Here is an 18,684-nt window from a genome sequence, read left to right as displayed (position 1 = left end):
GACTAGATTTTAGGTTTTGCTATAAATCCGATAGCTTCGTAAACTTTATCAACCATAACTTGCGCACGTTCTGACGCACGCTCAGCACCTTGCGCCATCACCTTGTTTAAGAAATCTTGTTCACTACGCATTTCAGCGAATCTTGTTTGGATAGGCTCTAATAAAGCCACAACAGCTTCAGCAGTGTCTTTCTTTAAATGACCATACATTTTGTCTTCATATTCAGGGACTAAAGCTTCAATGCTCTTACCGGTTGCACACGACAACAAAGTTAATAAATTAGACACACCGGCTTTTTCTTCTACATCAAAATAAATGCGCGCTTGTTCATCTGAATCAGTGACCGCACGTTTAATTTTTTTAGTGATTTTTTTCGGATCTTCTAATAAACCAACAAAATTACCCGGATTATCATCCGACTTAGACATTTTTTTCGTCGGCTCTAACAAACTCATAATACGCGCGCCGGTTTCAGGAATATAAGGCTCAGGCACCTTAAATACATCACCATAGGCGTTATTAAAACGAGTAGCGATATCACGGCTTAACTCTAAATGTTGCTTTTGGTCATTACCCACTGGCACTTGGTCAGCTTGATACAATAAAATATCCGCCGCCATTAAAATTGGATAAGTAAACAAACCAGCGTTGATGTTATTTTCATTTTTAGCTGACTTATCTTTAAACTGAGTCATACGATTCAGCTCACCCATTTGGGTATAACAATTAAGCGCCCAACCTAATTGAGTATGCTGAGGAACATGCGACTGAACAAAAATAGTGCTTTTATCAGGGTCAATTCCGCAGGCCAAATATAAAGCTAAACCATCTAAACAAGCGTTACGTAACTTTTCTGGCTCTTGGCGCACTGTGATAGCGTGTAAATCTACAATTGAGAACAAACAATCGTATTCACCTTGCATGTTAACCCATTGACGTAAAGCGCCCATGTAATTACCAATAGTCAGCTCACCACTTGGCTGCGCACCACTTAAAACCACAGGTTTAGTCATATTTTCCTCTATAATCTGAATCTTGTTCTGAAATTTGCAAGTTATGAAAGGCATTATACCTATCAATTAAATTTTTTCTTTGGGTCATGCCGATAATTTTTTAGACCCACCACATTAGCCATATAGCTAACATTACAATAAAAAGAACGAAGTTAGCCGTATAGCTAACAAATATACCGAAAAATCTCTTTTAGTTTGCTAAACAATGGGTTCAACACAGTGGAAAAATAAGTATACTAAAGGGCACAAAATGGCCCTATAGTTCAACAGGATAGAACAGTTGCCTCCTAAGCGACCGATCCAGGTTCGAGTCCTGGTGGGGCTGCCATTTGGTTCTTTACTCTTCTACTAAATCATCGAGCTCAAGTGGCTCAGGAGATAAAATAATGCCTGTGGTGTCGGCATAAACATAATCTTCAGGTAAAAAGGTTACGCTGGCAAAATTAACTGCCGCGTCTACTTCGCCACTTTCTTCATCATCAGCGCCAACAGGAATAGATGCAATGGCTTGAATACCTAAATCAATTTCTTCTAGTTCATCTACGTCGCGCACTGCGCCATAAACAATTAAACCTTCCCAATTATTTGCAACGGCTAACTCAGCCAATTCAGCATCAATTAACGCACGGCGTTTTGAGCCACCACCGTCAACCAATAACACTTTACCACTGCCATCTTCCGACAATACTTGGCGAATAAGGCCATTATGCTCAAAACACTTAACTGTAGTGATAACACCATAAAAGCTAGTAATGCCGCCGTAAGAGCTAAAAATTGGCTCAACAACATCAATCATATCTGTGTAGGTGTCGCATAATAAAGAGGTACTGAATTCCATGGTTAACTACCTTATTGGAAAAGAAATTTCGTCTATTATAAACAGCACATAGGGTGAGATCCAATGTAAAAAGTCAGTTAAAAATCAACAAGTACCACTGTCACATTTTTGACCAATTTGGTTCAAAATAAGGTCACACAAAAATCATAATATTTGCCAAGTAAAGTACAATATTTAGGCACTGTGTTATGAACATCATTACCCAAAAAGACCAACAATTATTCGGCTGGATATTCTCGCACACGCACAATCGCGATATGAAATGGGTGCGCCTAATTTCTAAAACCGGTGACGGACACTTTTATATTGCATTAGCCATTATTTTAGCCTTGTTAGAACAAGAAGGTATTTGGTTTTTAGCCGTAGGTTTAGTTGCATTTTTAATGGAGCTGCCGTCGTACTTTATGCTGAAAAAAGCCTTTAAACGCACACGCCCAAGTGACTTATTGGTGTCAGCCCATATAGAGCCAAGCGATAAATTTAGTTTGCCTTCAGGCCACACAGCAGCCGCTTTTTTAATGGCAACCTTAATCAGCGCATTTTACCCAAGCTTCACATTATTAGCCTACAGTTGGGCTTCAATGGTTGGTTTATCTCGCGTACTTTTAGGTGTGCATTTCCCGACAGATATTTTAGCAGGCGCGTTACTTGGAATGGTCAGCGCTTGGTTAAGTTTAGGATGGATATTATAGATATATGAAGATTTTTTATGGTGTACAAGGTACAGGGAATGGTCACATTAGCCGTGCAAGAATTATGGCGAACCGCTTTAACGAACTGGGTATTAAAGTAGATTATTTGTTTTCAGGTCGCGAAGCCGACAAGTTTTTTGATATGGAACCGTTTGGCGATTATCAAGTTCGCAAAGGTATGTCATTCTCGAGCAAAGACGGCGACTTAGCATTATTTTCAACCCTCAAACAAGTTGAAATTAGAAAATTTTGGAAAGACGTAAAAAGCTTAGATCTATCTGGCTATGATGTCGTATTAAATGACTTTGAACCAATAAGCGCATGGGCAGCAAAACGCCAAGGTATACCCAGCATCAACATCTCTCACCAAGCCGCTTTTATGCAGGATATTCCAAGCAAAGGTGCAAAATGGGCAGATAAAAAAATTCTAAAATACTTCGCGCCGTGTCAGCACAACTTAGGTGTGCACTGGTATCACTTTGGCGCCAACATTATACCGCCCTTTATTGAAGCGCCGGAAAAGCTTGAGTGTAAAGATAATAAAATAATGGTGTATTTACCATTTGAATCACTTGAACAAATTAAGCTGTTGCTCGCAGATTTTTGTGACTATCAATTTTATTGTTACCACCCTGATATCACTGAAGATAAAGACGAAGAACATATAAAACTCCGCAAACTCAGCCGCAGTGGTTTTAAACAAGACTTATGCGACAGCAAAGGCATAATCGCCAACGCAGGTTTTGAACTTTCAAGCGAAGCTTTGTGTTATGGCAAACGTATTTTGCTAAAGCCATTAAATGGTCAATTTGAGCAAGCTAGCAACGCGTATACGCTTGAACTTATGGGATTAGCGTCAGTTATGCCTAGCTTGAATTTTGATAGTGTTGAAACTTGGCTGGCGCAAAATAATGGTGGCAGAGTGATATTTCCGTCAGATCCACAACCACTGATCAATTGGATTATGGCTGGCGACTATCACAATACCCAACCTTTGCTTAAATCACTGTGGGCGCAAGTGCAATTTCCCGAGCAAGTTGAAAATAAATTAAGTCGCAAAGTGGCGTAGTATCGCTGCAGCCCCTGACTTGCAGCGCTTTAAACTCAGTGCTTACAAGCATACTCGAAGCATGATTTTCTAAAAACGCTGTTCGCCAGTCCCTGCAATATAATCGGCCTATGATTACATTTACCACACAGAACCGCTGTTCTGCCCTATTCAAAGAATGGCGTAGACTATTCATCCCTGAAAGGCAGGCCCTGTCGTCATCCTTGACTCCACCTCACCAGACTGCGAAGCGGTGCTTCGGTTCTGGTTCGCCCCTGAAAACGACGTTCTGCTTTGGTAAATCTAGTCACAGTCCTCAAGTAATGCGTCGTCTTCGAGTACGCTTTTATCAAGCATATTTGTTACAGCTAGAAGACAGTATATGAACCAAAAACGATATAAAAGCCAGGAAAGTGCTGGAGCAATAACTTAGAGCAAAATCTCTTTTTCATGGATGAAAAAGCGAAGCGTACAAGGAAGTATTCACAGCGTTTTTGCGATAGTTATGCTCTAGTAATTTCCACATAGTGCACTAACTCGCAGCGTTTTTGAGAAATACATCGCAACCGACTCGACCTTCCCTGCCACAAATCCAGGAGCAAATTTTCAAAAATGCACCTTAACAAGCAAATTCGCATTACGCTCATTCACCCCATCAATGCCAAACTTATCATTCCAAAACACATACTCCACCCCCACAAACACCTTAGTATCAAGCGACAACAAAGAAGCTAAATTATACTTAAGCTGCGAAGTAAAATTCATAGTTGGCGACTTACCCGAAACCGCACTCGCATAATCTATAAAACCATCATACAACCAATTATCGAACGGCAACGCCCACGCAAGAGTAAGTTGGTAATTACTATCACCAGAATCATTAAAACGCTTGTACAAATTCAAATTAACAAAAGAAAAATATTCAGGGGTAAACTTAGTGCCTAAGCCCAACAAATAATGAGCAAATTCACGGCTAGAACCATCATGCAAATGCTGCTGGCTAAACTCCACAGTAGTCGCAACAAACAAACTTTTAGCAATACTATTTTCCAACTGTAACAACTCAAATCTAGGGCTTATCTCACCATAAATTTGTTTATCGCCATTATTACTTTGCAACTGCTCAATAAACAAAAAGCTATCACCCCAAGTAGTTTTAGCCGCATGCTCAAAGGTATAAACCTCGCGCTTGTTATCCCCCACTTGGTAATTACTGCCATTTAAATAAGTAAAACTTGCATCCGACCACAACATTTTGGCGTGAAGATTAAAACCGCCGAACAAAACTAGAATGGAAAATACAAAGCGCATAGAAACATGATCCAATTTAATAAGAATTATTAAATTAAGTTTAGGTCACTTTTTCAAACATTGTACGGGCAAACAATAAAAGAGTCTTGAGAGATGGTTGCAATAGTTATGATCTAGCAATTTCCACAAAACACTCAGGCAACAATGCTTGATATTTAGCCTGCAACGCCACTTTAGCCTCGTCATCCCCATGAACAATTTTAATATGCCCAGGTTTATGCCGCATGCGTTTCACAAAATTAATTAAATCAGACTGATCAGCATGGGCGCTATAACCCGACAAAGTAAACACACCTGCTTTAATATCAACCCGCTGACCATCCAACACAACATAACCACCACGCGGGCCATATTTTTGAATATCCCGCCCCGGCGTCCCCTTAGCTTGATAACCCACAAACACAACATCGGTGCGCGAGTCGGGCAACAACGCCTGCAAATAATTCATAATACGCCCGCCAGAGCACATACCGCTAGCGGCAATAACAATACAAGGCGAACCATTACGGCGAATATACTCAATAGCATCTAAATGCTGCTGGTGATCATCAATAGTATACAAATTATCAAAATCGAGCGGATGCCGACCCTGCTTTAACTTACGCTTAGCTTCTTTATCCCACAAGGCCGACAACTTTTTATAATGCGCCGTAAAATCTGCCGCCATAGGACTGTCTAAAATAATAGTTAAATCTTGCCAAGTGGAGTTATTAGCCGAGCGGTAAATAATATCCTCAATTTCATACAACAACTCCTGCGTGCGGCCAATACTAAAAGCTGGAATTAACACAGCGCCATTGTTTTCTAAACAACGCTCCACCACACTTTTTAGCTGTGCGCGCCGCTGCTTACGGCCAATATGATTTTTATCACCATAAGTACTTTCTATCACCAAAGTATCCGCTTTGTATGGCGCTTTGGGTGAAGGTAACAAAGGTGTATAGGGCGCGCCCAAATCGCCAGAAAATACAAACCTATGTTTATGGCAATCAATCTCTACATAGGCAGAGCCTAAAATATGTCCTGCAGGCTGAAATTTAAACTTAACCCTCTCACCATTAGAACTAGGTGTTAAACTAAACCAAGTTTTATACTCAACCGGCACAATAAGCGACTTAATCACCTTTAAAAACGACTCAACCAAACGCTTATCTTTGGTAATGCCAAGCTTAATTGCATCTTCCAGCACCAAAGGTAACAAATGCGCGGTTGCAGGCGTGCAATAAATAGGTTTACGAAAACCCGCCGCCACCAACCACGGAATACGCCCAACATGATCAATATGACAATGAGTAACAATAAGCGCAGCCACCGAATCAATTTCAAAATCGATATGCGGCGAATTGGCATCCGCCTTACCAGAAGTTTCCGCCCCTTGAAACGATCCACAATCAATTAGTAAACTAAAATTTGGCTTTATAGTTAACCTATGGCAAGACCCAGTAACACCGTCTACCGCACCGTGGTGGGAAATAACAGGCAAAGAAACGACTGCAGAAATATTTTTAGAAATGTTCATAACAATCCTTGTTAAGTTGATAAATTAGCGTTTTAAATCTCGATAAAAGTTCTCATGCGAGCCCAACGCAATTAACTCTAAAATAACAGTGCCATCTTGATAACTATAACCAAGTAATGTTAGCTGCTTAACCATTTTAAATTTATATACGCGTAAAAACGCTAAATCGCCTTTTTTTACTTCACCTAACTTGGGGTCATTAATCAAAGCTCTAACAGCCTTGTCCAAATCAGATTTCTGGTTACCCTTTAACTTTTTTACTGCTTTTTTAAAACTAGATGTTTGTAGAACTTGGGTAATTTTAGTCAAACTCATATGCCTCAAGCTTGCCAGCCTCTTTTTCTGCTTTAGCAATTAAAGCTTGCTTAACAAACTCGTAAGGCAAATCTGGGTTGTCTTCCATAATTTCACCAATTTTAGCCCAGTGCTCCACTTGTTTAGAAGTCGAACGACTTAAAGCCTTAGCCATAATACTAGCTCTTTCAACAAACTCTTCATCCAATCGAACGCTTAAAGTAGCCATACAAACCTCACAATCATTCTAATCTTTAAAAGTGTAGCACCCATAAAACATTGATGCAATTTGCATCACCATTAATATCGACTCAAACTACAAATTAATAGTAAACTACATCCAGCACAAACAATTAAGGATTCAACAATGTCTACCGCCACAAAACAACAAAACATAACAGTAGAAGAATACTTAAATGGTGAGTTAATAAGTGACACCAAACACGAACTGGTTAACGGCCACGTATATGCAATGGCGGGGGCAAGCAAAAACCACGAGCGTATATCACTTAATATCCTGTCAGAATTTAGATATCGCCTCAAAAACTCACCATGCGAACCGTTTGGTTCAGACATGAAAATAAGAGTGCGAGATAACTTTTATTACCCAGATGCATTGGTAGATTGTAGCGTTGATGAAACAACCCCGTACTACACAACAACACCAGTTATCGCAGTTGAAGTAATCTCAAAATCAACCCGAAAAATAGACGAACAAATAAAACGCATGGAATACATAAACATTCCAACGCTAGTCGAATACGTAATAATTGAACAAGACTATGTGGATGTAGCGGTATTTCGTAAAAGCGACCAGTGGCGGCCAACTCATTACTTTTTAGGCGATGAAATTCACTTTGAATCAATAGACCTAGCACTCGCAGTAGAAGAAATATACTCACGAGTAAATAACGAAGACATGAATGAATTTATCGCCCAAAAACAGGGCAATAGCAAATGAGCTTTAGGTAAAAAACCTAAAGCTCTAACAAAAATCCTAACGCTTTAGTTAACAACTGCTGCGCAGCTTGATTTGATGCAGATTCAACATAACAACGCAACTCAGGCGCATTACCTGATGGCCTAAAATGCACAACGTCACCATTATTCATGGTAATACGCAAACCATCAGTAGTATTCACATTATTCACAGCCGCAAAACCCAGCTGAGTAGCTACTTTTTCAGGTTGAGTAGTTAACTCGGCAATTAAAGCTTTACTCTTTTCAGTTGCAAAATCTTTCAACCTATCACTTACGGTAAAACGTGGTGGTAAAGTTTTTAACTGCTCAGCTAACGTAGCCTTTTGAGTTAACAAAGCAAACGCAGGCAATAACGCATCACGTGTTGGCAAAGCTTTTAAACTTTTGCCTTCAACCAAAACATCGCTACCTAACAAATAACCACCGTTGGCCTCAAAACCAGCAACCGCCTTAAAATCGCCCGACAGCGCCGAAAACTCAGCAATAACATACGGTGAACCAATTTTAGTGCGTACAACCTTAGTAAATAAAGCAGACTGCTCAATAGCCGTATTACAACTTACAGGCACAGCTAAAGCTTCAATATTAAGTGCTTTACTACACAACAAACCTAAAATATCACCACGTAACCAATTACCGTTTTCATCAGCAATTAACGGGCGATCACCATCACCATCGGTAGAAAATATCGCATCAAAACCATACTCTTTGCTCCAAGCTTGCGCTTTTGCTTGATCTTCAGCCGAAACCGCCTCTGTATCAATAGCAACAAACTCATTACTGCGCTCTAAGCTAGTTACCTGTGCGCCCAAAGCCTCAAAAATTTGTCGATAAATATCCCGACCAGCACTTGAATGCTCGTAAATACCAATGCTCTTACCAGCCAGTGCATCAGCAGGATATAAAGAAGTATAACGCTCGATATAAGCTGTTTTAGCAGCATCATCTACAGCTAACTCAGCTAAATCCAAACTATCATCTAACGCGGTAAATTCAGCTTGTTCAGCTAAAATAGCCAACTCATCTGCTTTAGAAATTTCGCCATCCGGGCGATAAAATTTTAAGCCGTTGCGATCAAACGGAATATGGCTACCAGTAACCATAATAGCAGGCACATTATCTTGCATCGCTTTATAAGCCAAGGCCGGTGTTGGCACCACACCATAATAAACAGAATTTATACCCAACTGTTGCAAACCCTGCGCACAAGCTTGCGCCATAGCATAACTACTTGGGCGGTTATCAATAGCAATGGCAATAGTAGAAAAACTAAAATTTTGTTGCGCCACCTTAGCAAAAGCAATAGCAAAAGCAGCACAAACACTTGGGGTAAAATCAACCACTAAACCGCGCGCACCACTAGTGCCAAACTGAACACCCGAATTTTTAATAACACTTGAAGTAACTAACATTGTTAAACCTTTATCCTAAAAACTGTTTAAAGCAAACTTAAAGCTCAAAGTACGCTGCACGCAACCTGTCTTGATGGCGCTGTAAATAACTTGTGCCTTTGCGGCCAAAGTTATTAAAGTGGTTATCTAAATGGTAAAAAGTGCGCGCCTCGTCAGCTATACCAAATGTTAAGTAATTGGCATCTTCACCGACCAAAGTATGCACCGAATAGCTCCAATCTGCTCGGCTCCTAATATTCACATATCTAGAATTAAAATCTTTTCGCGGTCCAAAATTCATAGTAAAGCCAAGACCTAACATCTTAGTATAAGTACTTTTGTATTCATACCCGCCAGAAAAAGCATCAACTTCACCATCAGGCTTTGTCGCTTTAAATGAAAGGTTAATCTCAAAGTCGTCGAAATACCGGCTCACTAGTAAATGCAGGCCTTTGTCATTTGACCAAAATGTTCCATACTTCGCATAAAAACTGGTGTTTAACAATGGAGAATAATAACGGTACTTTGCTAAATTGACCTTTTTATCCGCATATTGCGGCAATACACCATAACAATCAGACAAAAGCTTCGTTGGATCAGACACACAACTCCTATCATATCCGAATTCTTTTTGCCCTTTATACTTATAGCTCCCACTGTAAAGAAAAAACTGATGTCTCCCATTCTCGGTTTGCCACCCGATCTCCGCACTGCTTACAGTATAATTTTGCGCAAAGGTACCATAAGTCAACAACGCATTTGTGTTATATGGGAGTGAAATTGCTTGGTTCAAAGTAACATTATGAATACCTGACTTTTGCCTAAAATTTGCATACCACTTACCATCACGAAAGTCTGAACTTTCAGTTAATTGTGTTAAATGAAAGGCAGTGGCGGTCAATCCAGGCCAAACAGGAATTGGTAATTCGACATGGGTTGCTAAAGCTAAAGAGTAGTCGAACATTCCGGCATCGCTACCAACTGTGGTGCTCAAATGTGGGTATAAGGTAAATTTTGGCTTCAAGAAAAATGACCTAGCTTCGTCATACCATGCGATCTGACTTTCGGAATTAAGCCTACCAGCAATTTTTAACTCTCCACCCCGTAAAAATGCTCTGTAATCTTCAATACTGCCGCTGACTGTATCAATAACAATATCCGCTTGTTTAATATTTACAGCAAAGCTATCAAACTCTCTATCGACATAACTAGTTATAAGAGCCAACACAACAGAAAAAGTATCGATATGATTACCAGAATAAGCGTTATTCTCGACTTCCACTACAAGCATTGAACCAATCGAACCAATTCGATACTGATCAAACCCCTTGCGCGCCAACGCAACCGATAAAATATTGATCAAGTTTTCATTATTGGCCGTTTGCTCAAGATTAGATTTCGGAGAAAACTCACTAATTTGAGCTGGCGTAACTTCGTGGCGGCCTTGGTATAAATTACTCTTAAAACCTACATTAAAATAGCTATTGTCTTGTAATTCTGAGTTACTAGCACCGAGCATAGTCTTGGCAAAAACTTGATAGTTGCTACCTAACAGATCAAATTTTTTATTAATTTCTACCCCGTAATTTGTACTACCCCCATCATGTTCAAGCAATAAACTAGCCCAAGGAACAGGGCTCCATTTTACCCCTGCAAACGGGCCATCATTTCTACCATAAAAAGAGTCACTTGAAGCTGCACCAATAGTTGCTTCAAGATTGAGGGCTTCTATATGTTTGGAAAGCGCAATATATTTACTTCCAAAAAAACTAACTTCACCACCAACATCTTGCCAACCAACAGCTAGCTTAAACCAATCATCAGGAATGTAAGGGAATATGAATTTAATATTTGCAGATAAATCCGATCCGTGGCTAGTTTTTTCAGTATACGCAGCATTCCTAGCACTGATTTCTACAGTATTCCATAGGTTAACAATAAACTGGAAGTTAGGTGTTTGTTGAATTTTTCTTCCAGGCTTCAAGGTTTCTAATTCAGTGAAAGTGCTATAACTAAAACCAAAATCTCCATCGTCAACAGAGTAAGCTGTTGGCACATTATAATATCCTGCATATCCCTGAAAGCTTGGTGTTACATTTGGTTCATTTGCGTGAACATAAGAGAAAACTGAACTAAATAGTACCGTACTCACCAATAATTTGAATTTAAGTTTCATTGTATTCCCTAAACAGAAAAAAGGGAGCAGAGCTCCCTTAGTTTTAATTATTTAATTTATATCAAGCTGCGTTTTTATGTACAAAGCCTTTGAACAAGGTTAAAAATATAATCTTGAGATCTAAAACCAAAGACCAGTTCTCAATATATTCTAGATCGCATTCAATCCGTTTATTTAAATCTGTATCACCGCGCCACCCATTAATTTGCGCCCAACCAGTTATTCCAGCCTTAACCATATGTTTTTTCATATAACCTGGAATTTGAGTTTTAAACTCTTCAACAAAAACAGTACGTTCTGGGCGAGGGCCGACAATAGACATATCGCCTAGTAACACATTAATAAACTGTGGTAGCTCATCTAGACTGGTAGCTCGAATAAATTTACCGAACCGAGTATTAGCTTTACTTTTTGCATTACCCCATTGTACACCATTCACCTCGGTATTTACGGGCATGGAACGAAACTTAAGCATATAAAAAGGGTTACCATTCCAACCTACACGCTCTTGACGATAAAATATAGGCCCTGGTGACGACAACTTAACCCCTATAGCCAAAGCAAGCATTATAGGTGATATCATAAGCAAAATCATAAACGCCAACACTCTGTCTTCAACCGCTTTAATAATACGATTGAAGCCATACATAGGGCTAGAACTAAGGTTCACGACTGGCATACCAGAAACCATACTAACAGAGTGATTAATTAGGTTAAATCCGTCAAACCCTGGAATATAACGAATATCAACTGTAGTTAACTCTAACTGAGCCGCAATTTCTTGCACAACTAGAGCATCAGACAAAGGTAGGGCAATCCAAACTTGCTCTGCGATACCTGGGTGTGCTTCCATATATTCTTTTAGATCATTATAGCTACCAAGGCGTTTGACTGGCATATCTAGATCATCATCACCAAAATATCCAATCACTCGGTAACCTGTCCACTTACTCTGCCTGATACGTCGAATGACGGCTTGGGTAATTTCGTCGTCACCAACGATAATAATTTCTTTTATATTATAGCCACGCTCACGTACCCAGTTTAGGGCAATACGAACAACTAAGCGATTAATAGAACATGCAACTGAACCAATAACAAACCAACAAATTAGTAACTCTCTATCTTTTGCGGCAAGCAAACCAATAGCATAACTCGCCACAACCCCCAAGATAAAAACTGTAGACCACGCAACTAACATAGTAGCCAATTCGCGTGATTTCTTTTCTCCACGCCATGGCCGATACATGCCAATAGGCCGAAAAAGAAATACTGCAAACAAAAGCATTATTAGACCTGTGGCGGTGGTAGAAGCTGATAAAGAAAACTGCCCTGTCACATAATAAGAAGCCAAATAAGCAGCAAGAGCTATAGAAATCCAATCACTAATTTGGTGAATCCGAATTAGTGCAGACTGGTACCCATGCAAACCCTTATTATATCCCATACAAAAACCTCAGTTGAACTGCCAATCATTAACTTTGGCAATATTCTAAGCGTAATTTAGTGGAAATTTAATTACTAAAATCAATAATTTTTATTTTTTTGAGAGGTTAAACGTATCACCCGAATTGAAAAATTAAAAAAAAACTTTCAACTAACTTCTTGATACAGTCTATTAATATATAAATACATAATTACAACCTGCTAAATGAAAATGAAGCGGCCATACTAGGAAAGATTAAAAAGCAATTAGTTTAATTTTTTACGTATACATCGGCTAAACCACGCCTAACTTTTACACTCCAAGAAATAGCTAGTTGATGTCGCAATCTGGTTTACATCATTAAGTCAAACAATCACAGGTGGTCTATGTTAATTAAACCAGACACTTTAATAATGAAATATAACCCAATTATTGAAACCAGAAATGACAAAACCAACAAATAGAAGTTATACAACTGTGACGGTGTATATAAGCTATTGAAAATTTATCTACTAATGGTGATATATCGCAGTAGAATATGGTTAAAGCTCCTTGATTTACTGTCCAATAATCAATGCAGGCGAAGATAACATTACAATTATGCATTGTTGTCGTCCACACAGATGCAAGGTCAGGCAGTTTTGTGGCACCGCGTAGCACAGCCCCCTGGGAACGAAAGCGGCAATTTATATTCATAGGCCTCATTAGTAGAACAAACCGTCAGTTTGGAAATATTCAGGCGAAATCCGAACCAAAAATAAATTAAACTAATGGTAGCAAGTAACCAAAGGAGCTATCCCATTGGCTATAAACAGGCGAGATTTAATAATTAGTGCTTTGTCCGCAGCGGCAGGTTCAGGTGCAACTTACACGCAAAATAAACAACTGAATCCCTTCGGTAATAACTCTGATGCACTGACTATACTTAGCTCGAACGGTGGTGCGCATAACGTAAAATTTGATGCCAATAACTCAGTGGGTGATTTAACCAACAAAACGGATGAAACCAAAGGCGCAGCTCTAATTGGTAACCGCGGTGTTAGTTTATCGGACGTTTTATTAAAAAACACAATAGAGTTTCAAACTTTTTCTAGCTTATCTACTGCTATTTCATCTGATGGTCGAAAGCTTTCTCAAGCTGATTTACAAACGCTAAAGTCAAATGATGTTCGTTTTAGAACGATTGTTCATAATACGACGTCTAAAGTGGGCTCGGCAAAATATAAATTACTGACGACGGCTGAAAAAGATCAAAGCCTATACGCTGGACTGGAGGGAGTTGCATGTTCAGAAATTGACAACTCAGGATTATGGGCTTGCTTAGTTTTGGATGAAAAAACTTTGTTTAGTCAATTAGGGGCGATTGGCAACGGAATTGTTGACGATACAATAGCTATTAATGCTGGGTTTATATTAAATAAATGCACATCTGAAAATAACAAAACATATTTATTTAATTCAAGCGTTAACTTTGCACGCAGTTTTGCCGGAGGAGATAGCGTTAAATTTCTTAAAGGTGCAGACAATGCCTATTTAATCTTACACCCAGATAGAAAAGTGTATGCCGATTTTGAAGTGGATGCTGGCGGCTTTTCAACTGGTGTTGACGTGCGACATAACGGTAATCAATTTGACGGAATTAAGTATTCATTTTTAGCTAATATTCGTGTCAGAAATTATACTGTCCGTGGTTTCAATATTAATCAGGCAGCATTTGGCGCAACGCTTATACATTGTAGAGCATTGTCAAACGCGTCAGACGGATCACAAGATGCCTCAACTATGTTCTATTTTTCAATTGAAGAAAATAATGGCATAGGCACACCCAACGGAGAAACCAATGCATCCTTTAGCTTACTATCACCCAACGGATACTGTAGAAAAAATGCAGCAAACGACACTACATTCATTCAAGCTGATTACTGCCGTGGTGTATCTATCACTGGGGCAGAAGTCGCAGCTGCAAGAATTATTAAAGGTACTCAATTTGATGGTTCGATGCAGGGGGCTTTTGAATTTGTTAATACCCATTCAGCGCTGTACAACTCCAACTTAAAAATTGGTGAAGGTTCAAACATTCAAACTTTCAGAAAAGGGATTGAAAGTTGGACAGGAGACACAAATATTCCGGCGTCAACCAGTGTTGGCCGTCATATATTCCGTGTAGATGGTGCAGGCAGCATTAAAGTTGAGGGAACATCGTTTTTTAACCAAATGGGCACAGATGAAGACTCAGGCTCTATTGGTCTCATTGGTTTGGTGGCTTGCGCTTCTGGTTTTACAGGCAAAGCTAAAGTCGCAAGCATTCACAAATACAACAGTAGCAATGGTGGTTTTGCGCAATTAATCCAAGTTGCAAACGAATCTGGCGCCATTTCTAAAAAAACACTCATAGGTGAAACTGCTGAACAAGTGGTATTTACGCGAGATGTACTATCTAGTGACGGTATGGTTAATTTATATCCATCGGGTAAAACTTCAATCGCAGATAAATACGTCAGAGATCATACTGAAATACGCGAATTTATTATTGAACTTGAAGGCGATACATTAACAACTGACGTGGCAGTTAGAATTGAAACCTTTGACGAAACAGGAGCAATGGATTCCAGTTTAAAAGTTGTTCATACCATTCCAAGCGGTTCAGCGTCGGGTTTTAAAATCATAACCAACAACCCCAATAGAAGTATTGCTGAAGATGGAAAATACAAAATTAGTATTGCCCCCTCTTCTAGCTCGATGGGAACAAATACGCGTATATCAGTTATCGTACGTGAAAACTATTGATTCATAGTAGGTACGCTCCTAATCAACTGGTATCCTGACATTCAATGTCTTAAAACTGCATAATTTTCTCACCATTCATACAAGAAAATAGCGTACTTACTGGTACACTTAGCACAACGGCTAGCGCCAGGGCTTAGGTATCCGTCGGCAAAGTGTTCCGGAATGTTGAATTAAGTTACACGCCTCCAGAAAGCAAGGGTATTAAACCCTAACCGCTTCTTAACAAAATACACAGCAAGCAAGTTTTGTAAACTTATAAAAAAAGCCATTGACGAAGCGGCCCCAATGGGTCCATATAGCTTAGTGAAAAATGGGACCGATGCCAAAACTCCAAAACCGCTAACCATTGTAACCAGTCGCATATCTTTCTCGTAACCAGTCATCTGTAGTAAAACACCTACTGAACCGGTTATAACATTAACTGCTTGACCCAATACTAAAATCTGTAGTAGCACAGCTCCTTGCTCAAATTCCTTACCAAACAACCCCATTAATAATTTGGGAAACAAGAGCATAAAAAGAACAACCGGGCATGCGCTCAATATTAACAATTTAACGGAAAAAAGTGCGGTTTTTTTGATGCTTAGATCGTCACCATTTGCTCTATACTTTGCAAATTTAGGAGCTACAACCAGATTTACGGCCATTAAGATAAAACTAGTTAATAATGCAATACGCTGAGCCACACTGAAGTAAGCAACTTGTTCCGAGGCCAAGATTAAACCAATTATAATAGGCGCACACCATTGAACTGTTTGACTCATGATCGTAGTAAACCAGTTTGGCCTTGCACTCGACCAAATATCATTCGAATTTAGAGGACTACCATTAGAATTTAGAGGACTACCATTAGAATTTATTCCTTTTAAACTCACCCAATAAAAAAAACTTGATGACACTCCCAAAGACAAACTTAGGTAAAGAGCAATACTTTCTGGAGATTTTGTTTGAAAAGCGAAAATAATTGCGCCGCACAGAAAAAAATGAGCAATATTTTGACATGGTATGCTGTAAAAAATCTTATGTCGCGCCTGCAAACTCATTGCTAGTTGGCTTACAATAGCAAACCCAACTATGGCGGGAGATATATACTGCAATACGTTTTCTAAAAGGTTTTTTTTAAATATTACTCCTGCTATAAAAGGAGCATTGTAAAAAGTTAAGACCGCAATTAACGTAGCAAATGGAACACTGAATCGAAGTGTGAAGTGCAGTATAGATTTAACTGTTTTACCGTTTTGAGAATTAGCTGCAGTAAATCTTAGTACAGTGTTATCAAAACCCAATCGAGCAATAGCCGAAAGCACTATAGCAATTGCCAAAGCTAAAAAAAATATTCCAGCCTTTTCTGCACCTAGCTGCCTAGCTACAACAAGATTGAACGCAAATGACATTCCAGCGCCCATCACCCTAATACTCAGAGCAAGGATAGAGTGAAAGACTGTGTGCCGGTGCTCTGGATGAGTAATTAACTCGTATATTTTTTTAAACATAAGTTATTAAAAAAGCTTGGCATAAACACCAATTATTTCTGTAAAATACCTACAATTTTACCGCGTTCACATACAACTAGGCTTTTTATTTTTTTTAACTCCATTAAATCAAAAGCTTCTCCCATCAACATCGTTGGCGCTACAGTTACAGGATACCCAACAGCTATATCACTAGCCTTCATGTCAAACAAGTCTTTGCTGTACCTCTCTATAGCACGTCTTAAGTCACCGTCTGTAATAACTGACTTAATCTTATTGTCACATTCAACAATAGCTAAACCCATTGAGCCTTTTGACATAACATTTATCACCTCTGACATTGGGGTAAATTCTTTAACAATAGGCAAGTTTTCTGAGATCATTTCTGACTCTACGCTGCGGACTAAACGGCGTCCTAAATTCCCTCCTGGGTGGAACCTCGCAAAACTCTCTGGCTGAAATTTGTTTATTTCCATTAACGCAACAGTCAATGCATCGCCAATAACTAAAGTTGCGGTAGTCGAGGAGGTTGGAGCTAACTGTAAAGGGCATGCTTCTTTGGGTACACCGATGTTAATGTGGCAATTAGAGTTCTTCGCAAGCGTCGATTCTGGTTTTCCTGTCAAAGCAATAATAGTATTTTTATTGTCTTTCAAAAAAGGTATTAGTTTAATAACCTCTTCAGTTTCGCCAGAGTTAGAAATTGCTAAAAATAGGTCGTCTTTAGTAACCATTCCTAAGTCACCATGAAACGCTTCACCTGGGTGCATAAAAAAACTAGGAGTACCAGTGCTCGCTAGCGAAGCAGCGATTTTTTTTCCAATAATACCCGATTTACCCATACCACAAATGATGACTCTACCCTTAGTCTTAAAAATGAGTTCAATCGCATGAATAAACTGCTCATCTAGTTTTTCTGAAACAGCTGCCAATGCCGCTATTTCAATATCAATAACTCTTTTGGCTGTTTTCAATGCACCGGTCATTATTTCATAAGCCTCTTTAAAGCGAGATAATCTTCTTGGGTATCCACGCCATGAGGTAAATCACCAAGATAACGCATTACACCTATAGTCAGGTTATTGCTCAAAGCTCTTAACTGTTCTAATTTTTCGCTTTTTTCCAATAAAGATTCAGGAAATTCACAGACACGGGAAAGTACACTGACTTTGTATAAATAAATACCAATATGCCTCAACGCCAAACTGTAATCCATTGGCTCGTCACGGTTTAAAGGCGCTGGACTCCGGGTAAAATAAAGCGCTTGCTCTATTTCTGTAACCACAGCTTTCACAACATTTGGATTATGGAAATCATCCAGCGAATTAATGGGCGTTACCGCTGTCACTATATCAAAATGGTTATTTTCAACCGCAAATGTCGTTAACCCCTTAACTAAATCAGGTGGTAAAAGAGGCTCATCACCCTGTACATTGACCACCAAAGTATCATCAGTCCAGTTCTGTAATCTTGCAACTTCATTAATACGGTCTGTGCCACTTATATGTGAAGTTGATGTCATGACGACAGGCACATCTAACTCTTTAGCTTTAAGCAGGATACGTTCATCATCAGTTGCAACCAAAATATCGTCAATAAGAATTCCGGCTTCCAAAACGCGTTGAACAACATGCCAGAATAAAGGTTTTTCATTAATTTCCAAAAGAGGCTTAGCCGGCAAACGGCTCGAACCATAACGGGCTGGAATAACCACTTTAATATTTAATTGGCTCATT

The 18,684-nt window shown here is 39.2% G+C and carries 16 protein-coding genes and 1 tRNA gene; 5 read left to right on the top strand and 12 right to left on the bottom strand.

Features of this window, described 5'->3' with window-relative positions; translation table 11 throughout:
• Positions 1–2 precede the first annotated feature (2 nt).
• Positions 3–1,013 carry a tryptophan--tRNA ligase gene (gene trpS / locus ACMZOO_RS13235; protein ID WP_440903808.1) on the bottom strand — a complete coding sequence of 337 codons (1,011 nt, stop codon included), beginning with the start codon at positions 1,011–1,013 and terminating at the stop codon, positions 3–5.
• Between the two features lie 252 nt (positions 1,014–1,265).
• Between trpS and ACMZOO_RS13230 the strand changes: the two genes are divergently transcribed.
• Positions 1,266–1,341, top strand: a tRNA-Arg gene (locus ACMZOO_RS13230).
• Between the two features lie 9 nt (positions 1,342–1,350).
• On the opposite strand, the gene rraA is transcribed toward ACMZOO_RS13230, so the two are convergent.
• Complete coding sequence (rraA, locus tag ACMZOO_RS13225; protein ID WP_440903807.1) at positions 1,351–1,851, bottom strand: ribonuclease E activity regulator RraA; 501 nt, start codon at positions 1,849–1,851, stop codon at positions 1,351–1,353.
• A gap of 188 nt (positions 1,852–2,039) precedes the next feature.
• Between rraA and ACMZOO_RS13220 the strand changes: the two genes are divergently transcribed.
• Together ACMZOO_RS13220 and ACMZOO_RS13215 are read left to right on the top strand one after the other, a co-directional pair.
• On the top strand, positions 2,040–2,543 hold the full coding sequence (locus ACMZOO_RS13220) for a phosphatase PAP2 family protein (protein WP_016954029.1): 504 nt from the start codon (positions 2,040–2,042) through the stop codon (positions 2,541–2,543).
• Between the two features lie 4 nt (positions 2,544–2,547).
• Positions 2,548–3,612, top strand: coding sequence for an MJ1255/VC2487 family glycosyltransferase (locus ACMZOO_RS13215; RefSeq protein ID WP_440903806.1), 1,065 nt, complete (start codon positions 2,548–2,550; stop codon positions 3,610–3,612).
• Between the two features lie 585 nt (positions 3,613–4,197).
• On the opposite strand, the gene ACMZOO_RS13210 is transcribed toward ACMZOO_RS13215, so the two are convergent.
• The 4 genes from ACMZOO_RS13210 to ACMZOO_RS13195 form a co-directional block, all read right to left on the bottom strand.
• Positions 4,198–4,902: a nucleoside-binding protein gene (locus ACMZOO_RS13210; protein WP_440903805.1), complete on the bottom strand. Its 705-nt coding sequence runs from the start codon at positions 4,900–4,902 to the stop codon at positions 4,198–4,200.
• Between the two features lie 106 nt (positions 4,903–5,008).
• On the bottom strand, positions 5,009–6,421 hold the full coding sequence (locus tag ACMZOO_RS13205) for an MBL fold metallo-hydrolase RNA specificity domain-containing protein (RefSeq protein WP_440903804.1): 1,413 nt from the start codon (positions 6,419–6,421) through the stop codon (positions 5,009–5,011).
• 24 nt (positions 6,422–6,445) lie between these two features.
• On the bottom strand, positions 6,446–6,736 hold the full coding sequence (locus ACMZOO_RS13200) for a type II toxin-antitoxin system RelE/ParE family toxin (RefSeq protein WP_440903803.1): 291 nt from the start codon (positions 6,734–6,736) through the stop codon (positions 6,446–6,448).
• Entirely contained in the window at positions 6,723–6,944 is a 222-nt protein-coding gene (locus ACMZOO_RS13195; RefSeq protein ID WP_440903802.1) for a TA system antitoxin ParD family protein, read from the bottom strand. The genes ACMZOO_RS13200 and ACMZOO_RS13195 overlap by 14 nt, the downstream gene beginning before the upstream one ends.
• A gap of 138 nt (positions 6,945–7,082) precedes the next feature.
• On the opposite strand from ACMZOO_RS13195, the gene ACMZOO_RS13190 reads away from it, so the two are divergent.
• On the top strand, positions 7,083–7,676 hold the full coding sequence (locus ACMZOO_RS13190; RefSeq protein WP_440903801.1) for a Uma2 family endonuclease: 594 nt from the start codon (positions 7,083–7,085) through the stop codon (positions 7,674–7,676).
• Between the two features lie 16 nt (positions 7,677–7,692).
• Here ACMZOO_RS13190 and ACMZOO_RS13185 read toward each other — a convergent pair whose 3' ends face one another.
• The 3 genes from ACMZOO_RS13185 to ACMZOO_RS13175 form a co-directional block, all read right to left on the bottom strand.
• On the bottom strand, positions 7,693–9,108 hold the full coding sequence (locus tag ACMZOO_RS13185; protein WP_440903800.1) for a phosphomannomutase: 1,416 nt from the start codon (positions 9,106–9,108) through the stop codon (positions 7,693–7,695).
• A gap of 37 nt (positions 9,109–9,145) precedes the next feature.
• Complete coding sequence (locus ACMZOO_RS13180) at positions 9,146–11,263, bottom strand: YjbH domain-containing protein (RefSeq protein WP_440903799.1); 2,118 nt, start codon at positions 11,261–11,263, stop codon at positions 9,146–9,148.
• A 61-nt stretch (positions 11,264–11,324) separates the two neighbouring features.
• The gene (locus tag ACMZOO_RS13175) at positions 11,325–12,710 is read right to left on the bottom strand and encodes an undecaprenyl-phosphate glucose phosphotransferase (protein WP_440903798.1); all 1,386 of its coding nucleotides are present in this window, start codon (positions 12,708–12,710) and stop codon (positions 11,325–11,327) included.
• A gap of 780 nt (positions 12,711–13,490) precedes the next feature.
• Here ACMZOO_RS13175 and ACMZOO_RS13170 point away from each other — a divergent pair.
• A complete protein-coding gene (locus ACMZOO_RS13170; RefSeq protein WP_440903797.1) occupies positions 13,491–15,476 on the top strand; it encodes a hypothetical protein in 1,986 nt (661 codons plus the stop codon).
• A gap of 170 nt (positions 15,477–15,646) precedes the next feature.
• Here ACMZOO_RS13170 and ACMZOO_RS13165 read toward each other — a convergent pair whose 3' ends face one another.
• The 3 genes from ACMZOO_RS13165 to kdsB are packed head-to-tail and all read right to left on the bottom strand — an operon-like array spanning position 15,647 to position 18,683.
• Positions 15,647–16,969 (bottom strand): oligosaccharide flippase family protein, encoded by a 1,323-nt coding sequence (locus tag ACMZOO_RS13165; protein ID WP_440903796.1) that lies wholly within the window; start codon positions 16,967–16,969, stop codon positions 15,647–15,649.
• A gap of 32 nt (positions 16,970–17,001) precedes the next feature.
• The gene (locus tag ACMZOO_RS13160) at positions 17,002–17,934 is read right to left on the bottom strand and encodes a KpsF/GutQ family sugar-phosphate isomerase (protein ID WP_440903795.1); all 933 of its coding nucleotides are present in this window, start codon (positions 17,932–17,934) and stop codon (positions 17,002–17,004) included.
• Positions 17,934–18,683, bottom strand: a complete 750-nt coding sequence (kdsB, locus tag ACMZOO_RS13155) for a 3-deoxy-manno-octulosonate cytidylyltransferase (protein WP_440903794.1) — start codon at positions 18,681–18,683, stop codon at positions 17,934–17,936. Before kdsB ends, ACMZOO_RS13160 begins: the two co-directional genes overlap by 1 nt.
• Between the last annotated feature and the right edge of the window lies 1 nt (position 18,684).

Source organism: Catenovulum sp. SX2, from assembly GCF_052056295.1.
Classification (GTDB): Bacteria; Pseudomonadota; Gammaproteobacteria; order Enterobacterales; family Alteromonadaceae; genus Catenovulum.
This window is presented reverse-complemented; position numbering and strand designations above follow the sequence as displayed.

What these genes read in the sequence shown, in the direction of transcription:
- ACMZOO_RS13220 (WP_016954029.1), top strand. Translation starts at nt 2,040, where the DNA reads ATGAACATCATTACCCAAAAAGACCAACAATTATTCGGCTGGATATTC.
- ACMZOO_RS13205 (WP_440903804.1), bottom strand. Translation starts at nt 6,421, where the DNA reads ATGAACATTTCTAAAAATATTTCTGCAGTCGTTTCTTTGCCTGTTATT.
- trpS (WP_440903808.1), bottom strand. Translation starts at nt 1,013, where the DNA reads ATGACTAAACCTGTGGTTTTAAGTGGTGCGCAGCCAAGTGGTGAGCTG.
- ACMZOO_RS13175 (WP_440903798.1), bottom strand. Translation starts at nt 12,710, where the DNA reads ATGGGATATAATAAGGGTTTGCATGGGTACCAGTCTGCACTAATTCGG.
- ACMZOO_RS13210 (WP_440903805.1), bottom strand. Translation starts at nt 4,902, where the DNA reads ATGCGCTTTGTATTTTCCATTCTAGTTTTGTTCGGCGGTTTTAATCTT.
- ACMZOO_RS13195 (WP_440903802.1), bottom strand. Translation starts at nt 6,944, where the DNA reads ATGGCTACTTTAAGCGTTCGATTGGATGAAGAGTTTGTTGAAAGAGCT.
- ACMZOO_RS13200 (WP_440903803.1), bottom strand. Translation starts at nt 6,736, where the DNA reads ATGAGTTTGACTAAAATTACCCAAGTTCTACAAACATCTAGTTTTAAA.
- ACMZOO_RS13215 (WP_440903806.1), top strand. Translation starts at nt 2,548, where the DNA reads ATGAAGATTTTTTATGGTGTACAAGGTACAGGGAATGGTCACATTAGC.
- ACMZOO_RS13180 (WP_440903799.1), bottom strand. Translation starts at nt 11,263, where the DNA reads ATGAAACTTAAATTCAAATTATTGGTGAGTACGGTACTATTTAGTTCA.
- kdsB (WP_440903794.1), bottom strand. Translation starts at nt 18,683, where the DNA reads ATGAGCCAATTAAATATTAAAGTGGTTATTCCAGCCCGTTATGGTTCG.
- ACMZOO_RS13185 (WP_440903800.1), bottom strand. Translation starts at nt 9,108, where the DNA reads ATGTTAGTTACTTCAAGTGTTATTAAAAATTCGGGTGTTCAGTTTGGC.
- ACMZOO_RS13165 (WP_440903796.1), bottom strand. Translation starts at nt 16,969, where the DNA reads ATGTTTAAAAAAATATACGAGTTAATTACTCATCCAGAGCACCGGCAC.
- rraA (WP_440903807.1), bottom strand. Translation starts at nt 1,851, where the DNA reads ATGGAATTCAGTACCTCTTTATTATGCGACACCTACACAGATATGATT.
- ACMZOO_RS13160 (WP_440903795.1), bottom strand. Translation starts at nt 17,934, where the DNA reads ATGACCGGTGCATTGAAAACAGCCAAAAGAGTTATTGATATTGAAATA.
- ACMZOO_RS13190 (WP_440903801.1), top strand. Translation starts at nt 7,083, where the DNA reads ATGTCTACCGCCACAAAACAACAAAACATAACAGTAGAAGAATACTTA.